We start from the raw sequence: 20,207 nt of genomic DNA, 5'->3' as shown, positions 1-20,207 counted from the left end.
TCAAAATGAAAAAAACAACTTCATTCGTCATATTTTTACTTGGAATATTTGAACTAAACGCACAAATGACTACGATTCCGATCGAAACGAGCCAAAATGCTTTAGTACTGCAAACTGACAAAGATAATCGTTTAGGAATTATACATTTCGGCAAAAAACTTAGCCAATCTGCCGAGTATGCCACCATTGGACAATCCTTTAAATATAATGACAATAATGCAGGAATCTACAATTCTATTTATACGCCCAGTGGTTCATGGAGTTTGGTAGAACCTGCTTTTGAAGTGTTACATGCTGATGGAAATACTTCATCGGAATTGAAATATATTAGCCATCAAACAATTAAAATTGATGAAAATGTAAGTCAAACAAGCATTTTATTGAAAGACCCCATTTATCCAGTCGAGGTAACTTTGTTCTTTAAAACTTACGCCAAAGAAAATGTAATGGAGCAATGGAGCGTAATCAAGCACCAAGAAAAAGGGATTTTGATGCTCAAAAAATATGCTTCTGCCAATCTTTATTTCGTAGCCAAAGACTATTATTTGCACCATTATCATGGAGGTTGGGCAAAAGAAATGAAGCCCGAAGACACCAAACTCACGGCGGGAATCAAAACGCTCGACTCGAAACTCGGCACGAGAGCCAATTTGTTTCAACCGCCAACTTTTATGCTTTCGTTCGACCGCCAAGCAACTGAAGATGATGGAAAAGTTTTGTTAGGAACTTTGGCTTGGTCGGGCAATTTTAAGATTGATTTTGAGAAAGATTCTTACCAAAATCTTCGCCTGATTGCAGGCATCAATCCTTTTGCATCGGAATATTCTTTGGCTACCAATGAAGAATTTAAAACACCTTCATTTATTCAAACTTATTCAGAAAATGGAAAAGGTGAAGCGAGTAAAAATATGCACAATTGGGCAAGAAAATACCGTTTGTTAGATGGGGAAGGTTCTCGTTTGACACTTTTGAATAACTGGGAAGCAACTTATTTTGATTTTGACGAAACAAAATTAACGAGTCTTTTTAAAGGGGCAAAAGAATTGGGTGTTGATATGTTTTTGTTGGATGATGGTTGGTTTGCCAATAAATATCCTCGAAATGGTGATAAATCAGGGCTGGGCGATTGGCAAGAAAACAAGAAAAAACTACCCAACGGCATCGGTTTTTTGGTAAAAGAAGCCACTAAAGCAGGCGTAAAATTTGGCATTTGGGTAGAACCAGAAATGGTGAATCCGAAGTCGGAATTATACGAAAAACATTTAGATTGGGTAATTCGGGAGCCAAATCGCCCCGAAACTTATTTTAGAAATCAATTGCCTTTAGACTTGGCAAATCCTGAAGTACAAGACTTTGTTTTTGGCGTTTTAGATGATTTATTTACCAAAAACCCTGAGCTTGCTTTCATTAAATGGGACTGTAATGCAGTAACTTACAATGCCCATTCGATGTATTTGGAGCGAACAAAAAAGCCTCAAACCCAATTATACGTTGATTATGTTAAAGGTTTATACAAAGTTTTGGAACGCATTCGTGCCAAATATCCAAAAGTGCCGATGATGCTCTGCTCGGGTGGCGGTGGTCGAGTAGATTATGAAGCCTTAAAATATTTTACTGAGTTTTGGGTTTCGGACAATACAGACCCGCTTGAAAGAGTTTTTATGCAATGGGAATATTCATATTATTATCCAGCCATTGCTCAGTGTAACCACATAACCGATTGGAGCAAGGTTGGCATCAAATATCGCACCGATGTTGCCATGATGGGCAAAATGGGTTATGATATTGTAGTCAGCAAATTAGATGAAAAAGAACTACTTTTTAGTCAAAATGCATTAAAAAACTACACAAATTTGAAACAAACAATTTGGCACGGAGATATGTATCGTTTGGTCAATCCTTTTGAAAATCAGATGGCATCGGTTCAATTTGTCAATGATAAAAAAGACCAATCTGTGATGTTTAATTATTTGACCGAAAATCGTTATGACCTTAATTCGCTGCTTCAAAACATAAAATTGAAAGGTTTAGATGCCAATAAAAAATACAAAGTCAAAGAGATTAACCTTTACACTGGGGCAAGAACGCCAATTAATGAGAACACGATTTATTCGGGAGAATATTTAATGACCATTGGCTTCAACCCAAATGTTTCAAGCCGACGAACAAGTGTAGTGATTGAAATCAATGAAGCCAAATAAGCTATTTTAATCAGATTATAATGTTATGCTTCAAAATTGGTTATATTTTTGTTGTTTCAAGAGAAAAACTTCCAACATGAAAAAATACTTTTTATTAATATTACTAGCCATTTCAAATATCGCACAAGCACAAACGATTTTGGAAGACCAGTTTCACTTTAATTTTTTAGCCTTAAATCCAGCTATGGCAGGGGCGACAGAAACATTTAGCTTAAATGCCATGCTCGGCAATCAATTTAATGGCTCACTGAAACCGCAGCAAATTTACCAACTTTTTTCTACCGATGGAGTCATTCAGCAGGGGAGAGGCGGGCTTGCTCTCCAAGCCTTTAATAGTAATATTACTGGTTTAAATAATTCGGGCGTGAAAATGGCTTATGCTTATCGCAAAAAAATTGGCGAATTATTTACCGTAGGAGTTGGAGCTGATGCGGGTTTTATTTATCAACCAACAATTGTAGTGGGTTTAGGTTTAAAGCAAATGTATCCTTTTGCAGGGCTGGGTGGGCTTATTACTGCCGATCGATTCTTTTTAGGCTTGTCGAAACCTGTACTTTTTATGAATAGCGAGGGACTTTATAATAGCAAAAAGCCATTTTATACCCAACTCGGCGTTTCCTTAGGCAATTATGAAAGCACCATGCTCAATCTTAGTGCTTTAATTGAAACAAATAAAAGTGTAGGAAATAATTTTTATTTGAATGCTAAGGCGTGGTTCAACCAAAAATTTGGTTTGGGTGTTTCTTATCGTTCGCAGGAGATAAGTGGTACACGAACAGGCAAAGTAGTGCCGATGGCAGAGCTACAACTATCTGAAGCCATTCGTTTGGGACTTTCGTACGACCCTAAGCCAGCCAATTATCAAACTACTGGCACACAAGGGAATTTCAAACAAAATGGTATTTTACAGCTATATTTTCGCTATGAAGGGCGGCAAGATGCCCGAAGCACTAATCGTTTAAAGTTTTATTAAACCAACGCCTCTCAGAAATGAGGGGCGTTTTGTTTGATTTTTGCAAAAAAAATGTTACTTTATAGAATACGTACCGTAACTTTGCGACCGTTTATAAACTTTACTCATTTCGACATTTATATATAGTTCAATGGACCAATTTTCATACATAGCCAACGCCGACGTAGCCACATTGGATGCTCTTTATCAAGAATACAAACAAAATCCTGCTTCAGTTGACGAAAGTTGGCAGAACTTTTTTAAAGGGTTTGAATTTAATCAAACTTTCAATGGCAATGGTCATACCAACGGAGTAGGAACAGTTAGCCCATCAATTAGTGCAGAGCATACCCGCAAAGAAATGGAGGTTGTGCATTTGATTCGTGGTTACCGTTCTCGTGGACATTTGCTTTCAAAAACAAATCCGCTTGGTGGAAGAAAAGACCGCCAGCCAATGCTCGAATTGGTAGATTTTAAACTATCGGAAGTAGATTTAGACACCGTTTTTGAAGCAGGAATCGAACTTTTTGGCGAAGCAGCCAGCCTTCGTAAGATTGTTGATGCTTTGAAAAAAGTATATCTGGGTAAAATTGGTTTTGAATACCTATATATAAGAGATAGAAAAGCCAAAAACTGGTTACGCAAGAAAATTGAGAATGAATATCTTTATTTTGACCCTTCTCGTGAGCAAAAATTGCGTATTTTCGAGAAACTTAATGAAGCGGTAAACTTTGAAAACTTCATCCACACAAAGTTTTTAGGAAAAAAGCGTTTTTCACTTGAAGGAGGAGAATCAACGATTCCTGCACTCGATATTGCAATCAATCGTGGAGCTGAACTCGGGGTTGAAGAAGTTGTGATTGGAATGGCTCACCGTGGACGTTTGAATGTTTTGACAAACATCATGCAAAAACCTTATGAGCAAGTTTTTAATGAATTTGAAGAAAATGTTGAGTTAGAATCGTACAGTGATGGCGACGTGAAATACCACATGGGGTATTCGAGCCAGGTCGAAACGCCAGAAGGCAAACGTGTGAGTTTGAAGCTAATGGCTAACCCTTCGCACTTGGAAGCGGTAAATCCAGTAGTGGTTGGTTATGCTCGTGCGAGAGCCGATGCTCACTATGAGAAAGCCTCAATTAAGCCAAATGACCGTGATGATATTTATGATAAAGTATTACCAATCCTGATTCACGGCGATGCTGCCGTTGCAGGTCAAGGTATTGTATATGAAGTAACCCAAATGTCGAATCTGCCAGCCTATTACACAGGTGGAACTTTACATTTTGTGATAAATAACCAAGTTGGTTTCACAACCGATTTCGGTGATGCTCGTTCATCAATTTACTGCTCCGACATTGCAAAAATCATTGATGCACCAATTTTTCACGTCAATGGCGATGACCCCGAAGCAGTAGTTTATGCCATGAAATTGGCAACCGAATTTCGCCAAGAATTCAACCGTGATGTGTTTGTGGACATGGTTTGTTACCGTAAATACGGGCATAATGAGTCGGACGAACCACGTATGACTCAGCCAACCATGTACAAAACAATAGATACTCATGCCAATACTCGTGAAATTTATTTGCAAGAATTAATGACTCGTGGTGAAGCTGATATGAAGTTTGCCGAAGAAATGAAAAAAGGTTTTGAAGGCGAATTACAAGATTTATTGGCAAAAGTAAAACAAAAACAGCTCCCTTATCAAAAACCAAAATTAGAAGAAGCGTGGGCGAAATTGCGTCGTTCAGTTCCTGAAGATTTTGAACAATCGCCAGCCACAGGTATTTCAAAAAAAGTAATCGAAAAAGTTGGAAAAGCCTTGTCGAATGTGCCACAAGGTTTTAAACCGCTCAAGCAAATCGAAAAGATTTTGGAAGAAAGAAAAGCGATTTTTGCTCAAGATAAACCGTTCAACTGGTCAGTCGGAGAATTGATGGCTTATGGTTCTATTCTCAACGAAGGAAAATTTGTTCGTTTCACAGGTCAAGACGTCCAACGTGGTACTTTTACTCACCGCCACGCAGTGCTGCACGATTCGGATACTAACCAAAATTATAATAACTTAGCTCATTTGGGCGAAGGTCAAGGCAAGTTTGAAATCTATAATTCGTTACTCTCTGAGTACGGCGTAATGGGTTTTGAATATGGCTATGCTATGGCAAACCCTGATGCTCTCGTTATTTGGGAAGCTCAATTTGGTGATTTTGTCAATGGGGCTCAAACACTGATTGACCAATTTATTGCCGCTACCGAATCGAAATGGAATACCATGAATGGTTTAGTACTTTTGTTGCCACATGGTTACGAAGGTCAAGGCCCAGAGCATTCAAATGCTCGTCCAGAGCGTTTCTTGCAATTGGCTGCTGAGTACAATATGTATGTTTGTATCTGTACAACACCTGCCAATATTTTCCACATGATGCGTCGTCAGTTGGCATTGCCTTTCCGCAAACCATGTATTCACATGTCACCTAAGTCAATGTTGCGTCACCCATTGGCAGTTTCGACAATGAGCGATTTTGCAGAAGGTACACGTTTTAAAGAAGTAATAGGTGATAAATATGCCGACCCTAAAAAGGTAAAACGAGTATTGCTTTGTAGCGGAAAAGTATATTATGATTTGCTCGACAAACAACAAAAAGAAGGACGTACAGATGTAGCAATTGTAAGAGTTGAGCAATTACACCCATTCCCGAAAACACAAGTTGAAGCAGAATTAAGTAAGTACAAAAAACCAGAAATCCTTTGGGTACAAGAAGAACCCGAAAACATGGGTTGTTGGTCGTTCGTACTGCGTGAATTTCCTGAAATTGGTTTAGGAAATGTAGTTGCTCGTAAGTCAAGTGCTTCACCAGCAACAGGCTTCACAAAAGTACACGCCAAAGAGCAAGCCGATATTGTTGAAAGAGCTTATGCAGGAAAATAATTTTTTGATAATTAACTTATTTTAAATAATTATGAAACTAAAAGTAATTATCCATGAAGCCGAAGAAGGTGGTTATTGGGCAGAAGTTCCTGCAATTCTTGGGTGTATTTCTCAAGGAGAAACCTATCAAGAGTTAATTAAAAATGTGCATGAAGCCATTGAGGGCTGTCTTTCAGTCGATATTGAACCCTTTTCACTTGCCAAAAATGATAGAATTTTAGAATTAGCAATATGAAAAGTGTGTCTGGAAAACATCTTGCAAAACTTCTTGAAAAACGAGGTTGGATTCTTGCACGAGTAAACGGTAGTCATCATATTTACACAAAAGAAGGAAGTGCGGCAAGAATCTCAGTACCTATTCATGCGAATCAGTCATTAAAAATAGGATTATTAAAATCTTTAATGAAGATAGCAAATATAGATGAGAATGAGTTGTAAGAAATGAAAATTACCTAATTATGTTACATTATCAAGACCACATAACCTCAAATCGCCAGGTAATGCTTGGTAAGCCTGTTATAAAAGGCACGAAAATTACGGTAGAGTTGATACTAAAGAAAATGGCAGAAGGTGCTAAAATTGAGGATATTTTACTCAGCTATCTACACCTAAAGGCTGATAGTATTTTGGCTTGTTTGATATACACATCGGAAGTAATTGCACATGAGGAGGTTATTCCGTTGGAGGCTTGATAATTGCAGACGAAAATATCGACCACCAAATTATACAGTGCCTTCGCAAATTGGGGATAGAGATTTACTCTATTTATGAAAATGAATGAGGAAAAGCTGATATTGATATCGTTAAATTTTCGAAAATTCCTCCAAGAATCATTATTTTCATAAGATAAAGATTTTGGAGAAATGGTTTTTCAGAATAGAGTCATAAATATTAGTATAGTTTTTATAAGGTATGTTTTTTCAGAAACCAATGAAATGATAGAAAGTCTTCAGAACCTTTTCTTGAATTTACAAAATGAGCTTTTTGGAAAATTTTCAACAGTAACAACGCAAAAAATTAGAAGCAGAAAAATATAATAAAATATAGTTCCTATCATCATGGCAATAGAAATGAAAGTCCCTTCGGTGGGCGAATCAGTAAGCGAAGTAACCATCGCTTCATGGACAAAAAAAGACGGTGATTTAGTAAAAATGGATGAAGTTATCTGTGAATTGGAGTCAGATAAAGCTACATTCGAATTACCCGCCGAAGCCGACGGAATTCTAAGAATAGTAGCCCCTGAAGGTACTACGCTACCAATAGGAGCATTGATATGCAAAATTGAAATAGTAGGGCAAACAGCAGAAACTCAGGCGGTTGTTGTTGAAACACCTGCCGTTGTAGAAACTCCAAAAGCTGAAAGTCAGCCAGTTGCTGCATTAGCACTCAAAGTAATTGATGTTGTCGTTCCAGCCGTAGGAGAGTCAATTACAGAAGTAACAATTGCCGCTTGGAGCAAAAAAGATGGAGACAATATTAAAATGGACGAAGTTATATGTGAGTTAGAATCTGACAAAGCAACATTTGAATTGCCTTCACCAGAAAATGGTGTTTTGACAATTGTTGCCCAAGCAGGACAAGTAGTGCCAGTTGGCGGAATTGTTGCCAAAATTACCGTTGGTGGAGTGGGTGTAGTAGCGATACAACCCATTACAACCACACCGAGTGTAGCACCAGCAGCTTCTGATTCAAGTTATGCTGCAGGACATCCATCACCAGTAGCAGCTAAAGTTTTAGCTGAAAAAGGCATTGATGCAGCCTCTTTAGAAGGAACTGGCATTGGTGGACGCATTACCAAAGACGATGCTATGAAAGCCGAAAAGCCAGCAGCAACTCCTACACCACAGCCAGCCAAACCAACAGCTCCACAAGTAGCAATTCCGCAAGGAAATAGAGTTTCTCGCCGTGAAAAAATGTCTTCATTGCGTAAAACCATCGCCAAACGTTTGGTTGCTGTGAAGCAAGAAACAGCAATGTTAACGACTTTCAATGAAGTTGACATGAAGCCAATCATGGATTTGAGAGGAAAATACAAAGATAAATTCAAAGAAATACACGGCGTAGGTTTAGGATTTATGTCTTTCTTCACGAAGGCTTGTGCGATTGCTTTACAGGAGTTCCCAGTAGTAAATTCATACATTGATGGCGATGAAATTGTGTTTAATGATTATTCGGATATTGCCATTGCAGTTTCTGCTCCACGAGGGTTGGTTGTACCAGTTATTCGTAATGCTGAAAAAATGAATTTTGCTCAAATCGAAGCAGAAGTAGTTCGTTTGGCAGGAAAAGCAAGAGAAAACAAGCTAACAATTGAAGAAATGACGGGCGGAACTTTTACTATCACCAATGGTGGAATTTTTGGTTCGATGCTTTCAACGCCAATTATCAATGCACCGCAATCGGCTATTTTGGGTATGCACAATATTGTTGAGCGTGCAGTAGTAATCAATGGCGAAATCGTTGTTCGTCCGATTATGTATGTAGCTTTAAGCTATGACCACCGCACGATTGATGGAAAAGATTCGGTAAGTTTCTTGGTAAGAGTAAAACAACTATTGGAAGACCCTACGAGAATGTTATTGGGTGTGTAATTGTTTGATAATTAGAGTATTATCAATGTTTTATTCAAATCTTAAATCTCATTTCTCCCAAAGAGATAACCAAATAAATGCAATACGACGTAGTAATTATCGGCTCAGGCCCTGGTGGATATGTGGCGGCGATTCGCTCGGCACAATTAGGCAAAAAAGTTGCCATTATCGAAAAATATAGCGTTTTGGGTGGAACTTGCCTTAACGTTGGCTGTATTCCATCAAAAGCATTGCTTGATTCTTCGGAGCATTTTTATAATGCAGCCCATCATTTTGCCGAGCATGGTATCGAAATTCCCGCTCCAGTTGCCAATCTTTCCACCATGATTGGCCGTAAAAATGGTGTAGTCGGGAAAATGAATACAGGCATAAATTTCTTGATGAAGAAAAATAAAATTACAGTTTATAATGGTTTTGGCTCATTTGTAGATAAAAACACCATCAAAATTACAAAAAATGATGGTGCAGAAGAAAATATTACTGCCGAGCAAGTCATCATTGCTACAGGTTCAAAGCCAATGATTTTGCCTTTTATGAACTATGATAAAAGTGGAAAGTCACCCATGCGAATCATTACAAGTACAGAGGCTCTAAATTTATCCGAAATTCCAAAACACCTAATTGTTATTGGGGCGGGTGTCATTGGTGCTGAATTAGGTTCGGTTTATGCTCGTTTGGGTGCTAAAGTAACTTTTGTAGAATTTGCTGATTCGATGATTCCGACAATGGATAAAACGATGGGTAAAGAACTCCAAAAGTCGATAAAAAAATTAGGTGCTGAATTCTTTTTCAACACCAAAGTTACGAAAATCGAAAACTCTGGTGAAGAAGTAACCGTGACTGGTGATGGTGCAGATGGAAAACCAGTAGAAATAAAAGGTGATTATTGCTTAGTTTGCATAGGTCGCCGTGCTTATATTGATGGTTTAAATTTAGAAACAGTTGGCATAATAACCGATCGAGGCAAAGTTGTTGTTGATGAGCATACTTTAGAAACCAATGTGAAAGGTATTTATGCCATTGGTGACGTGATTCGAGGAGCAATGCTTGCCCATAAAGCTGAAGAAGAAGGTGTTTTGGTAGCAGAAATAATGGCTGGACAAAAACCACATATTAATTATAATTTGATTCCAGGTGTGGTTTATACTTGGCCAGAAGTGGCTTCGGTTGGTCAAACGGAAGAAGAATTAAAGGCAAAAGGCATAGCTTATAAAGTAGGTCAGTTTCCATTCAAAGCTCTTGGACGTGCCACTGCCAGCGGAGATACAGATGGTTTGGTGAAAATGTTGGCAGATGCAACAACTGACGAAATTTTAGGCGTGCATATTATCGGAGCGAGAGCTGCCGATATGATTGCCGAAGCCGTAACAGCCATGGAATTTAGGGCCAGTGCTGAAGACATTGCCCGTATTTCGCATGCTCACCCAACTTATATGGAGGCGTTGAAAGAAGCCGCTTTAGCAGCAACCGCTAATCGTTCGATTCATTCGTAAGATATAGAATAAAAACAAAAAATATTCGTTAAAAAGCCATCTATCAACCAATAGATGGCTTTTTATTTTGGCTTGAAAATTGCTTGATTACTGTTGTAATTATATCTTATTCGTACTCAAATGAAACGCTTTCTAATCATTTTACTTTTATTGTTCAGTTCAAATACTTTCTCACAAAATAAAGACCCTTTCTTACTTACAATCAATGATTTTGATATAAAATTGAAAGAAAAAATAGGAGTTGCCCAATTAGTAGATGTCCGAACGACAGAAGAATACCTTCGTGGACATTTGAAAAAATCAGCAAACTTGAATTTTAATGACGATAATTTTGAAGATTTGGTGAAGGTTAAATTAGATAAAAATCGACCTGTGTTTGTTTATTGTTTTTCGGGCAGACGTAGTGCTGATGCCGCTACTTTTTTGCGTGATTTAGGCTTTAAAGAAGTTTATGACATGGCTGGTGGTTTTGCCAAATGGACGTCTTCGAGCAAGCCGTATGCCTCTGATAATATCACAACTCAACCGATTGCGGCTTTTACGATCGAAAACCTCGACCAAATTGTGAAAACAAATGACTTAGTTTTGATAGACTTTTATGCCGAATGGTGTGGCCCATGCAAAAAAATGACACCAATTTTGAACAAAATCGCTGACGAGAATAAAGATATTATATTATTGAAAATAGATGCTGAAAAAAGCGACAATATTGCCTTAACTTTTAAAGTAGAAGAAATACCAACTTATGTAATTATAAAAAAAGGAAAACAGGTTTGGAGAGCTGTTGGCGAAATGGACGAGGCAGAAATGAGGGAAATATTAAGAAAAATGAAGTAACAAAATATCAATGTTTCAAAAGCCATCGAAAGTTTCTACTTTCAATGGCTTTTTTGTTTTTCCACGCAAAGAGTTTATCTTTAATCCAAAATAGGAGAATCATGATGCCTAATCGAAAGCCGACCCAAGGGCCACTTCAAGGAATACGAATTTTAGACCTTACTCGTCTGTTGCCAGGCCCGCTCGGAACTATGCTCATGGCCGATATGGGAGCGGAAGTAATTAAGATTGAAAACCCTAAACAACCAGATTATGTGCGAAATTTTCCGCCATATAAAAATGGTGTTTCAATGAATTATTTAGCCTTTAATCGCTCTAAACTAAGTGTTTCGCTTGATTTTACGAGTGAAGAGGGGCGAAGAAATTTCATGGAATTAGTCAAAACTGCCGATGTTGTGGTTGAGCAATTTCGCCCAAAATTCTTGGATAAATTTGGCATTAGTTATGAAGATGCTAAAAAAATTAACGATAAAATAATTTATGTGAGCATCACAGGCTATGGTCAAACAGGGCCTTATGCTCATTTGGCGGGGCATGATTTGAATTATACCGCCCTTGCAGGCGTGTTGGGCGTTACAGGAAAATCCGATGAGCCAATTGTCGCAGGCGTGCAGCTTGCCGACATTGCGGGAGGTTCGTATATGTGCGTAATCGCCACATTATCAGCTATTTATGCTCGTTCGCAAACGGGTAAAGGGCAGCAAGTTGATGTTTCAATGACCGATGCTGTGATGCCGTTGCTGGCGACAATTTACCAACCAACCGACCCATCGGACAGCCCTAATAACAAATTACTTTCTTGGCAAAATTCAAGAGGAAATTTTGCTTTGTCGGGTGGTTTGTCAAACTATGGAATCTATAAAACCTCTGACCAGAAGTTTATAGCTTTGGGAACACTTGAACCCAAGTTTTGGCAGAAATTTTGTTTGCTTGTCGGAAAACCAGATTGGATAGCTTTTATTATTCCTGAAAATAAAGAAAATACAAGTGAATATAAAAGTCAAATTTCGGAACTAATCGCCTCACAATCAAGGACTTATTGGGTAGGTTTTGGAATAAAAAATGATGTTTTGATTACAGCAATTAATGAATTGGACGAACTCCACAACGACCCACATTTGCAAGCGAGAGAAATGATTTTGGAAGAAGAACACCAAATTGCAGGTAAGTTTAAAAGTATTGGAGTACCGTTGAAATTTTCAGAAACTCCCGCAAAACCTTCATGGACAGCCCCAGATTTAGGAGAAGATACAGAAGATATTTTGTCATGAAATATTATTTTTGACAACATACATAGCCAAGCCAACACGAGTTTTAACACCTAATTTTTCAAACAGGGCATCTCGATAACCTTCCACCGTTCGGGGGCTACAACACATTCGGTCTGCAATTTCTTTATATGTAAGTTCGGTGCAAACAAAGTTCAAAAATGCCAATTCACGGTCGCTTAGTTTTATTTCGTTGGTGGTTTTCTTATCGTCTTTTTTTGAAATACTCATAAAAATTTTGCTCGTTGCCCACGCAGGAAAATACATCCCCTTGTCAATGAGTGTTTTGAGTGCAATTTCTAACTCGGCGGGATGAACGTTTTTGTGCAAATAACCTTTTGCACCTGATTTTATCATTTTTATGAGCGATTCATCATCATCTTGCACCGAAAGAGCCATAACTAAAATGTCTGGATAATTATCGGTAAGCCATTGTGTTGTTTCAAAACCGTTCATGATGGGCATCGAAATATCCATCAAAACAATGTCAGGGATATTGACTCGAACCTTAAATTTATCAATTAAAACCTTGCCATTTTCGGCTTCATAAAGCACCTCAAAACCACTAAAACCTTCAATTATTGAGCTAATAGCCTTGGCAATGAGCAGATGGTCATCTACTACTACTACTTTATAGGTCATTTTTTTAAGCCACTGCTTCGGTGGGGAGTTTGGTTTAGTGAATGATTGTAAGTATCAATTTTGTTCCTTTTTCAATTTCAGATTTAAAATCAAAATCAGCACCGATTTCGTTGGCTCGGCGTTTCATGTTTGATAAACCGATGCCTTGTTTTTTTGTTTCGAGGTCGAATCCTATGCCATCATCTTCGATGGAAATTTTGAGTTTTTCTTCAATTTTACTGATATTTATGACAATATTTCTACAATTTGAGTGTTTTAAGCTATTTTGCATAAATTCTTGCAATATTCTAAAAACAGAATTCTTTGAGCTAATATCTAAATTTATTTCGGTAAGTTCTGTTTTAATTTTTAGTTTTACGCCTGTTTGATTGATTTGAGTAGCTTCTTCTTTTAGTAAATCCAGCAAATTAGATTGAGCCAATTGTGGTTGCACCAATGACTTGGACAATTGGCGAAGGTCTTGTAATGATTCATTGAGCAACTTACTGATATTTTCTATTTTCTGACTTAACTCTGGATATTGATTGGCATGAGCGATTTGTTGCGAATAAATTGAAGCCAAAGTAAGTTTTTGCCCTACATTGTCATGAATTTCTCTCCCAATATCTCGCATGGTTTGAGTCTGAATTTCTATTTGATTGCCGAGAATCTCTTCTTGATGAATTTTTGAAAGTAACTCTTTCTCACTTTCATACAAAATTTTTCTTCTTCGATACTGAAAAATAAACACAATAATGCCGCCGATAAAAACCAGCAGAATCACATTGGCAATAACAATGAATATGATTATTTCTCTTTCCCCCATATAAAACTTGCTGCAAATAAAAAGTACATTAGGCTACTTAAAACCAATACACTTTGAAGATATATTAAATATAATGATTGATATTTTTGAATAAGTACATTAAAAAGTCCATAAAAAGGGAAACTTCCTAAATAATAAACCAAGATTCCAAGGCTCACCCAAAAAGCTTGCTGATGATAGAAAAACAGGATTTTTTCGGAATAAATTAACCTATAAAAATAAATCAAAATTAGTATTAATAACAATAAGCTGCCTGCACTAAATGACATCGACATGGAAGCAAATCTTGCTTTTGGTAAGATGTAATATTCAAGAATCCAGCAAATAATATACATCAAGCTGAACAAAGCAACTATCAAATGCTTCCGATTGATTTTTAAAATTTTATCATACAAAACAAACAGAAAAATAAACAGAAAAGGGTCTAAAAAACGATATAAATACACATTCAAGTCATATAATTTTTGATGATTAAAATACCAAGCTAATATTTCGACCAAAACGATTATGCCTAAATAGCATGGAAAGAGTTTCCAATGAATAGGAGTATTTTTTTTAATAAAATAGATGCCTATTACAAAAGATATTAACTCTGAAAAAACCACAAAATTCTTTAAAAACTCAATCCTTTCCATTGTCTGTTTTTTTTAATCTTTTTTTTCTGAATCTTTTATTCCCACGTCTGGTTTGAATCCACAATTAGTGTTTCCATCAAAGTATATCATCAAATTTGCTCCTGAGCATGGTACATTCGTCCCCGTGGCTATTCTTGTATTAAATGGGGGAGGTATCATTTGCCCTTTATTGGCAATATTGGCAGGGTCGCTGTCATCGCCCGAAACTTTTAAATTATGAGACAATAAAACATTAGCTTTCAATGCGTCAAAGCTATTCGATATGCTCTTATTTATTTCTTTGTTCCTTTTTTCGGCTGCTATTAAGCTATCAAAAACATCCGAAATCGGCATACTTCCTTTTCTTGGGTCATAATCTACATGTACTTTTAATCCTCTATCCAAATAAGTAGGAACCGACATCAAAGAATGTAAATTCTGAAATGTAGGATTTACTCCATCAAAATAAGCATAATTATTGCCTATTGGAAATATTTTGGCGGGGTATTGAATAAAATAAAACCTTAACCCACTTGGCATCACACCTGAGTTACTTCCTTGGGTTTCAATATCAGCAATGAAGGATTTGAGCATATCTAAGCTAAACCAAATTGACCTTGAATCTTGAGAGCTACTTACTTTTTTTGTCCCTATATTTTTAGTAATGTTAATATAGCTTTTTCGATAACTATCAGCCATTGTTTTGGCGAGGCTAGCATCAACCAAATGATAATTGGATGAAGGTGGTATTAATGAAATTTCTTTTATGGGTTTAAAACCTGTAAATACAAAAAAAGACAGCCAAATTAGATTTGTAAGAATCAGCAATTTTTTCATTGTTTAATTTGAGTTTAAATTTTTAAAAACTTTGAATTGCCGTAAAAGTAGAAAGTTAAAATCAAGATTCAAGAGGCATAAAATTGTATCTTTCTTGAAACACTTGTAATAGCAGTTTTTTCTGCAAATAACTGCGTATTTCTCCTTAGTAAAAACCGTTAAATGACGGTTTTTGGCTACGCTAAAAACGGTTTTTATTCCCGTTTTTCAATCCTATTTTCTTCTTATTTTTTGGTAGAGCTTTGCAACGTCAAATTTAAAAACAAAAGCAATGAGCCAACCATCAATTTTTATCGGCGGTCGAAAAACCATTAATCCCGATGAAGTAGTACGCCTACAAGCCGACATCAATTATACCCGTATTTTCTTTTCCGACGGAAAGAAAATTTGCGTAGCTACCACATTGAAAGAAATAGAAAATCGTTTTCAAGGCTATCCAAAATTCTTTCGTATAAATAAATCGGTCATTATCAATATTGATTGCATTAAGCAAATCCATGAAGAGCAAATCATTTTTCAAAATGGTGAAACGCTTAAACCTTCACGCCGACGGAAAAAAGCTTTTTTTGAAATTATTAATCTTTAAAATAAATTTTTACTATGAAAAAAATACTTATTTACTTCATTATCAGCTTGTTAGGCTTTGATAGTTTAGCTCAGTCGCATTTTACTGTGCAAGATAACTCAACGAGTGTAACCATTTTGCCATCGGGTACGACTTTTTATCGTCCCTCTACGGTCAATAACCAAGTAAATACCGCTTTTGGACGTAATGCACTCAACCCAGCTACGGCTGGGCAAATAAATACTGCCATCGGTATGTCTTCAATGAGAGCCAATACTACAGGCTACGGCAATACAGCTGTTGGTCATGCTTCACTTTTAAGCAATACATCGGGTGGCAATAATGTAGCCATTGGTACTTCAGCTATGTATTTCAACACAACAGGTGGCAGTAATGCAGCGTTGGGTTTTGGAGCATTACAAAATAATACAATTGGTAGTTTTAATGTTGCTATTGGTAAAGAAGCCCTCAATGTAAATACAGTTGATGGAAACGTAGGTATTGGCTATCAGGCTTTAAGTGATAACACGACTGGTATCTATAATGTAGCCAATGGATTCAATGCTTTGTCAGCAAATACAACAGGTAGCCAGAATATCGCCGTTGGATATCAAGCAATGTTGCTAAATACTACAGGTAGTAATAATATCGTGGTGGGATTCAAAGCTTTAGCAGCAGCACTTACAGGAAGTAATAACATAGCATTAGGAAACGAAACTTTATCTTCGAGTTCGGGAGGTAACAATATTGCAATAGGTAGTAGGGCTTTAACCTCCAATACCTCTGGAAATGGCAATATTGCAACTGGAATTGAAAGTTTAACTTCAAATTCCACTGGGATTCTCAATATGGCTTACGGAAACTACACACTCCATCAGAACACAACTGGAATGTTTAATAATGCTTTTGGTAATATGGTATTACGCTATAATACTACGGGTAGCTATAATGTTGGTATAGGGAATTCTGCCCTAAATGCAAACACAACAGGAACTGGAAATGTTGGACTTGGAGGAGAGGCATTGAGGCAAAATTCTACGGGTAATAATAATGTAGCTATTGGTAGCCAAGCAGGTTATAATGAACTCGGTAGTAACAAATTATATATTGAAAATACCACTTCATCTTCTCCGCTTATCGGTGGCGATTTTACAAACGATATTGTAGGTATAAATATGAATGTATCAAGTTTAGCAACAAACTCTGACGGAAAATTACAGGTAAACGGCAATGTCCGAATAAGTGGCTCTATCAATGCCTCAACTGTACTTTTTTCATCAAGCATTACGCTTTCAAATGCTCATTACAAACTCATTTATACTGGACCCGGCCCTGGAGACTTAGTAACCTTACCTTCGCCAAGTGGCATTGTTGGACGAGAGTATCTTATCATAAATCATGGTACTGGTTCACTTCAAATGAGTCTTGTTTTCAAAACAGGGGCATCTTCTACTTATCAATATGTTTTGCCCGGGAATACCTTATATTTAATTTCTGACGGAACTGATTGGAGAAAAATTAATTAAATACAACGAATGTGGCGACTGCTGTAATTAGAAAAAAATAGGTTTGAGTTTTATCAGAAAGTCTTTCAATTTCATTGAGAGACTTTTTTTATTTGTAAGTATTTGATTATCAATTAGTTATGATTTTTTTTATAAAAAATAAATCCAAGTTCAACTCACTACCGTTAATTGAATCATAATAAGCAATCACAAAATCAAAAAAGTTTCTTAAACAAAATGATTCAACGAATGCTTTCATTATAATCAACAAATAAGAAATCAAATAATTTTAAAAAACAAAACGATGCGGCGTTCCGCAACAAACTTAACAATGAAAAAATTAGCAGTAATGATCGTTTCAGCTCTTGTATCAATGAGCTCTTTCGCACAAATGGAAAAAACAGTAATGGTAGGTGGTGCAGCAATGTATCCTTCAAAAAACATTATCGAAAATGCAGTAAACTCTAAAGACCATACTACATTAGTAGCCGCTGTAAAAGCTGCTGGTTTAGTAGAAACACTCTCAAGTGCTGGTCCGTTTACAGTTTTTGCTCCAACCAACAAAGCATTTGCAAAATTGCCTGCAGGAACAGTTGAAACTTTAGTAAAACCTGAAAATAAAGGTACATTGACAACTATTCTTACTTACCATGTAGTTGCAGGAAAATTGAATGCTAAAGACCTTGCAGCTAAAATTAAAGCTGGTAATGGAACAGCAACATTGAAAACTGTTCAAGGTGGTACTTTGAAAGTTTCAATGAAAGGTAAAAATGTGATTTTGACAGATGAAAAAGGTGGAACGTCGAAAGTTACTATCGCTGATGTAAATCAAAGCAACGGTGTTATCCATGTAATTGATACATTGATTATGCCTAAATAATAAATGAAGAATTGAGAATCTTCGTTAAAGTCGAGTTGCACAAAACCGTGTAGCTCGATTTTTTTTGTTAAAGCATTCATTGTCAGAAAACTATGCTTTATTTTTTTCTTTGTTCCTTCTTTTGTAACCAACTATTTGCCTTATGACTCAACCATGCCGAACCTGCTCCAATGATTGCTCCTCCCAAAATATCGCTTGGATAATGTACGCCCAAATGCAAACGAGAGTACGCAACCATACTTGCCCACGTATAAGCTGGCACTGCCACGTACCATTTTGGGTAAGCCAAAGTAAATGAAGTAGCGGTCGCAAAAGCGGCGGTTGTATGTCCCGAAGGAAAAGAACCATTGGTTTCTATAATAACAGGTTGAATAAACAGGTAAGTTATTGAAGGTCTTTGACGGTCGATGATTTTTTTTAAAACGTAGGTTGCACCCATCGAAATCGTCAATGAAGTCAAAGCTACAAGTCCTTTTTGTTGTAATATCTTATCATGTTTTATTAAACCTATACCAAGCAATCCAATTGGCATAGCCAAGCTAACAGGATAGACTGTTTCACTGATGAACTTAAATGGTTTATCAAGGTTTTGATTGCGATTGACGTTGATATTTTTGAGTAAATCAATATCAGCGTTTTGAGCTAAGAGATTGAAACTCAAGAATAAGAAAATAATGAAAGTAATGCTTATTTTTAGCATAAAAAGTTTGTTGATTTTATAGGTTTTTTATTCTAAAATCTTGTAGATAACTCGCTCATTATCAAGTAGATGTATATTTTCATTCACGTGCATACTTGATTTTTCGTTGTCGAAATCATCTTTGTATGCTTCTCGCAATTGCTTGCGTTTGATGGCTTCGAGGAAACGACGAACATCATCCTTGTTTTCCAAAATCAATACCGGAACTTCCGTCGGTTTGCCTTCATCGTCTTTAGCAACCATCGTAAAATATGAAGTATTGGTATGTTTTTGTTCGCCTGTTTTTACGTTTTCCGACACTACTCTAATGCCAATAACCATCGAGCTACGCCCCACATAATTTACCGACGCATGGAGCGAAAGCAACTCGCCCACTTCGATTGGCTGCAAAAAATTTACGCCATCAACCGAAACCGTTACCACATACGCCCCTGCGTGTTTCGATGCACAAGCATAAGCTACTTTGTCCATCAACGATAATAAAATGCCTCCGTGAATCTTGCCACCAAAATTGGCGTAAGCAGGAATCATCAGCTCGGTAATGGTGGTACGTGAATAGTTGACAGATTTTGATTTTTGCATGATACTAAGAAAGAGGTTTTAAAAACTAATCGCAATGATACATATTTTTTTCTTTATTTGTGGTTTTATGCTATAATGAAGGTATTTTTAGGGAATCAATACTACGTAAAAACACCTGATTTTCATAAGGTACATTTTTGCTAAGTCATTGAATATAAGTACTTTATAAAAAAAATAAAAGCAAATCTATATAAAAAACATTGTTTTTTATATAGAAATAATTATATAAATTTCACTCATCTTTAGTTGCAACATAAACGCTAAAAAACCTCACAATGATAAATTTTAACGGGGTATCAATAGATTTCTCCTATCCAAGCGACAATTTTTTCTCGTCTGCTGGGGGGAATGCCAACAGCACTCGGCAATGCTATTATAGCAAACTAAATAATCAAAACGGTCAACACTTTCTATAAAACTGATATTCCTTTGATTCCTACCCGTGAATATCTACAGAAATAATCAAAATACACAACAAAAAACGCCACCGCAATCGTGTGCAGTGGCGTTTAAAATAAACCCTAACCCATAAAAATCAATATATTTAAAATCACTGATATTGAATTATTTTAATAATTATTGCAATCTCTGTAATTGATTCTGTACTTTTTATTTTTGTGCTTTTTCAAGCGTCTTTACCTTCTCTTGCAACGCCTCAATTTTCTTGTTGGCATCAATCATGTAGAGTGTTAGCTCTTCCAATTTCTCCAATAGTTTGGCACTTGTTTCCATTACATCCATACCATTCTTTGCCATTTCTTCGGCCGAAGGCACATTTGGCAAATGTTGGTGATGAGTAATAA

At 36.6% G+C, this 20,207-nt stretch carries 18 protein-coding genes and 1 pseudogene; 13 read left to right on the top strand and 6 right to left on the bottom strand.

All coding sequences use genetic code 11. From position 1 onward, the window contains the following. The first annotated feature begins 5 nt into the window (after window positions 1–5). From ACH2CJ_RS19305 to ACH2CJ_RS19260, 10 genes are all read left to right on the top strand, one after another. Window positions 6–2,201, top strand: a complete 2,196-nt coding sequence (locus ACH2CJ_RS19305) for an alpha-galactosidase (RefSeq protein ID WP_394995492.1) — start codon at window positions 6–8, stop codon at window positions 2,199–2,201. Window positions 2,202–2,277: 76 nt separating this feature from the next. Further along, window positions 2,278–3,174 carry a PorP/SprF family type IX secretion system membrane protein gene (locus ACH2CJ_RS19300; protein ID WP_394995489.1) on the top strand — a complete coding sequence of 299 codons (897 nt, stop codon included), beginning with the start codon at window positions 2,278–2,280 and terminating at the stop codon, window positions 3,172–3,174. Between the two features lie 130 nt (window positions 3,175–3,304). After that, window positions 3,305–6,085, top strand: a complete 2,781-nt coding sequence (locus tag ACH2CJ_RS19295) for a 2-oxoglutarate dehydrogenase E1 component (RefSeq protein WP_394995487.1) — start codon at window positions 3,305–3,307, stop codon at window positions 6,083–6,085. Between the two features lie 31 nt (window positions 6,086–6,116). Further along, entirely contained in the window at window positions 6,117–6,320 is a 204-nt protein-coding gene (locus ACH2CJ_RS19290; RefSeq protein ID WP_394995484.1) for a type II toxin-antitoxin system HicB family antitoxin, read from the top strand. Next, entirely contained in the window at window positions 6,317–6,523 is a 207-nt protein-coding gene (locus ACH2CJ_RS19285; protein WP_394995481.1) for a type II toxin-antitoxin system HicA family toxin, read from the top strand. Before ACH2CJ_RS19290 ends, ACH2CJ_RS19285 begins: the two co-directional genes overlap by 4 nt. 20 nt (window positions 6,524–6,543) lie before the next feature. Next, window positions 6,544–6,777, top strand: coding sequence for a DUF433 domain-containing protein (locus ACH2CJ_RS19280; protein WP_394995478.1), 234 nt, complete (start codon window positions 6,544–6,546; stop codon window positions 6,775–6,777). A 366-nt stretch (window positions 6,778–7,143) separates the two neighbouring features. Continuing rightward, window positions 7,144–8,676 (top strand): 2-oxoglutarate dehydrogenase complex dihydrolipoyllysine-residue succinyltransferase, encoded by a 1,533-nt coding sequence (gene odhB, locus ACH2CJ_RS19275; protein WP_394995476.1) that lies wholly within the window; start codon window positions 7,144–7,146, stop codon window positions 8,674–8,676. A gap of 77 nt (window positions 8,677–8,753) precedes the next feature. Then, on the top strand, window positions 8,754–10,169 hold the full coding sequence (gene lpdA, locus ACH2CJ_RS19270; RefSeq protein WP_394995473.1) for a dihydrolipoyl dehydrogenase: 1,416 nt from the start codon (window positions 8,754–8,756) through the stop codon (window positions 10,167–10,169). 120 nt (window positions 10,170–10,289) lie between these two features. Further along, a complete protein-coding gene (locus ACH2CJ_RS19265; RefSeq protein ID WP_394995470.1) occupies window positions 10,290–11,006 on the top strand; it encodes a thioredoxin domain-containing protein in 717 nt (238 codons plus the stop codon). A gap of 101 nt (window positions 11,007–11,107) precedes the next feature. Continuing rightward, entirely contained in the window at window positions 11,108–12,277 is a 1,170-nt protein-coding gene (locus ACH2CJ_RS19260) for a CaiB/BaiF CoA transferase family protein (protein ID WP_394995468.1), read from the top strand. On the opposite strand, the gene ACH2CJ_RS19255 is transcribed toward ACH2CJ_RS19260, so the two are convergent. The 3 genes from ACH2CJ_RS19255 to ACH2CJ_RS19245 all read right to left on the bottom strand — a co-directional run bounded on the left by ACH2CJ_RS19255 (window position 12,272) and on the right by ACH2CJ_RS19245 (window position 15,172). Then, window positions 12,272–12,916 (bottom strand): response regulator, encoded by a 645-nt coding sequence (locus ACH2CJ_RS19255; protein ID WP_394995465.1) that lies wholly within the window; start codon window positions 12,914–12,916, stop codon window positions 12,272–12,274. The genes ACH2CJ_RS19260 and ACH2CJ_RS19255 overlap by 6 nt on opposite strands. A gap of 34 nt (window positions 12,917–12,950) precedes the next feature. Then, window positions 12,951–13,721 carry a sensor histidine kinase gene (locus tag ACH2CJ_RS19250; RefSeq protein ID WP_394995463.1) on the bottom strand — a complete coding sequence of 257 codons (771 nt, stop codon included), beginning with the start codon at window positions 13,719–13,721 and terminating at the stop codon, window positions 12,951–12,953. 647 nt (window positions 13,722–14,368) lie between these two features. Beyond that, the gene (locus tag ACH2CJ_RS19245) at window positions 14,369–15,172 is read right to left on the bottom strand and encodes a hypothetical protein (RefSeq protein ID WP_394995461.1); all 804 of its coding nucleotides are present in this window, start codon (window positions 15,170–15,172) and stop codon (window positions 14,369–14,371) included. 271 nt (window positions 15,173–15,443) lie between these two features. On the opposite strand from ACH2CJ_RS19245, the gene ACH2CJ_RS19240 reads away from it, so the two are divergent. From ACH2CJ_RS19240 to ACH2CJ_RS19230, 3 genes are all read left to right on the top strand, one after another. Beyond that, complete coding sequence (locus ACH2CJ_RS19240) at window positions 15,444–15,758, top strand: LytR/AlgR family response regulator transcription factor (protein WP_394995459.1); 315 nt, start codon at window positions 15,444–15,446, stop codon at window positions 15,756–15,758. Window positions 15,759–15,772: 14 nt separating this feature from the next. After that, window positions 15,773–17,263, top strand: coding sequence for a hypothetical protein (locus ACH2CJ_RS19235; protein ID WP_394995457.1), 1,491 nt, complete (start codon window positions 15,773–15,775; stop codon window positions 17,261–17,263). A 310-nt stretch (window positions 17,264–17,573) separates the two neighbouring features. Continuing rightward, complete coding sequence (locus ACH2CJ_RS19230; RefSeq protein WP_394995455.1) at window positions 17,574–18,122, top strand: fasciclin domain-containing protein; 549 nt, start codon at window positions 17,574–17,576, stop codon at window positions 18,120–18,122. Window positions 18,123–18,219: 97 nt separating this feature from the next. Here ACH2CJ_RS19230 and ACH2CJ_RS19225 read toward each other — a convergent pair whose 3' ends face one another. The 3 genes and pseudogenes from ACH2CJ_RS19225 to ACH2CJ_RS19215 all read right to left on the bottom strand — a co-directional run. Next, window positions 18,220–18,822, bottom strand: coding sequence for a phosphatase PAP2 family protein (locus ACH2CJ_RS19225; protein WP_394995453.1), 603 nt, complete (start codon window positions 18,820–18,822; stop codon window positions 18,220–18,222). Between the two features lie 27 nt (window positions 18,823–18,849). Then, window positions 18,850–19,404 (bottom strand): acyl-CoA thioesterase, encoded by a 555-nt coding sequence (locus ACH2CJ_RS19220; protein ID WP_394995452.1) that lies wholly within the window; start codon window positions 19,402–19,404, stop codon window positions 18,850–18,852. Window positions 19,405–20,013: 609 nt separating this feature from the next. Further along, a pseudogene (locus ACH2CJ_RS19215) lies at window positions 20,014–20,207 on the bottom strand (hypothetical protein); the annotation flags it as partial.

It is taken from the genome of Emticicia sp., from assembly GCF_043780375.1.
Classification (GTDB): Bacteria; Bacteroidota; Bacteroidia; order Cytophagales; family Spirosomataceae; genus Emticicia.
Note: the sequence above shows the minus strand (reverse complement) of the source record. Positions and strands in the feature narration are given on the sequence as shown.

What these genes read in the sequence shown, in the direction of transcription:
- ACH2CJ_RS19225 (WP_394995453.1), bottom strand. Translation starts at nt 18,822, where the DNA reads ATGCTAAAAATAAGCATTACTTTCATTATTTTCTTATTCTTGAGTTTC.
- ACH2CJ_RS19290 (WP_394995484.1), top strand. Translation starts at nt 6,117, where the DNA reads ATGAAACTAAAAGTAATTATCCATGAAGCCGAAGAAGGTGGTTATTGG.
- lpdA (WP_394995473.1), top strand. Translation starts at nt 8,754, where the DNA reads ATGCAATACGACGTAGTAATTATCGGCTCAGGCCCTGGTGGATATGTG.
- ACH2CJ_RS19285 (WP_394995481.1), top strand. Translation starts at nt 6,317, where the DNA reads ATGAAAAGTGTGTCTGGAAAACATCTTGCAAAACTTCTTGAAAAACGA.
- ACH2CJ_RS19235 (WP_394995457.1), top strand. Translation starts at nt 15,773, where the DNA reads ATGAAAAAAATACTTATTTACTTCATTATCAGCTTGTTAGGCTTTGAT.
- odhB (WP_394995476.1), top strand. Translation starts at nt 7,144, where the DNA reads ATGGCAATAGAAATGAAAGTCCCTTCGGTGGGCGAATCAGTAAGCGAA.
- ACH2CJ_RS19280 (WP_394995478.1), top strand. Translation starts at nt 6,544, where the DNA reads ATGTTACATTATCAAGACCACATAACCTCAAATCGCCAGGTAATGCTT.
- ACH2CJ_RS19250 (WP_394995463.1), bottom strand. Translation starts at nt 13,721, where the DNA reads ATGGGGGAAAGAGAAATAATCATATTCATTGTTATTGCCAATGTGATT.
- ACH2CJ_RS19305 (WP_394995492.1), top strand. Translation starts at nt 6, where the DNA reads ATGAAAAAAACAACTTCATTCGTCATATTTTTACTTGGAATATTTGAA.
- ACH2CJ_RS19265 (WP_394995470.1), top strand. Translation starts at nt 10,290, where the DNA reads ATGAAACGCTTTCTAATCATTTTACTTTTATTGTTCAGTTCAAATACT.
- ACH2CJ_RS19245 (WP_394995461.1), bottom strand. Translation starts at nt 15,172, where the DNA reads ATGAAAAAATTGCTGATTCTTACAAATCTAATTTGGCTGTCTTTTTTT.
- ACH2CJ_RS19300 (WP_394995489.1), top strand. Translation starts at nt 2,278, where the DNA reads ATGAAAAAATACTTTTTATTAATATTACTAGCCATTTCAAATATCGCA.
- ACH2CJ_RS19220 (WP_394995452.1), bottom strand. Translation starts at nt 19,404, where the DNA reads ATGCAAAAATCAAAATCTGTCAACTATTCACGTACCACCATTACCGAG.
- ACH2CJ_RS19230 (WP_394995455.1), top strand. Translation starts at nt 17,574, where the DNA reads ATGAAAAAATTAGCAGTAATGATCGTTTCAGCTCTTGTATCAATGAGC.
- ACH2CJ_RS19295 (WP_394995487.1), top strand. Translation starts at nt 3,305, where the DNA reads ATGGACCAATTTTCATACATAGCCAACGCCGACGTAGCCACATTGGAT.
- ACH2CJ_RS19240 (WP_394995459.1), top strand. Translation starts at nt 15,444, where the DNA reads ATGAGCCAACCATCAATTTTTATCGGCGGTCGAAAAACCATTAATCCC.
- ACH2CJ_RS19255 (WP_394995465.1), bottom strand. Translation starts at nt 12,916, where the DNA reads ATGACCTATAAAGTAGTAGTAGTAGATGACCATCTGCTCATTGCCAAG.
- ACH2CJ_RS19260 (WP_394995468.1), top strand. Translation starts at nt 11,108, where the DNA reads ATGATGCCTAATCGAAAGCCGACCCAAGGGCCACTTCAAGGAATACGA.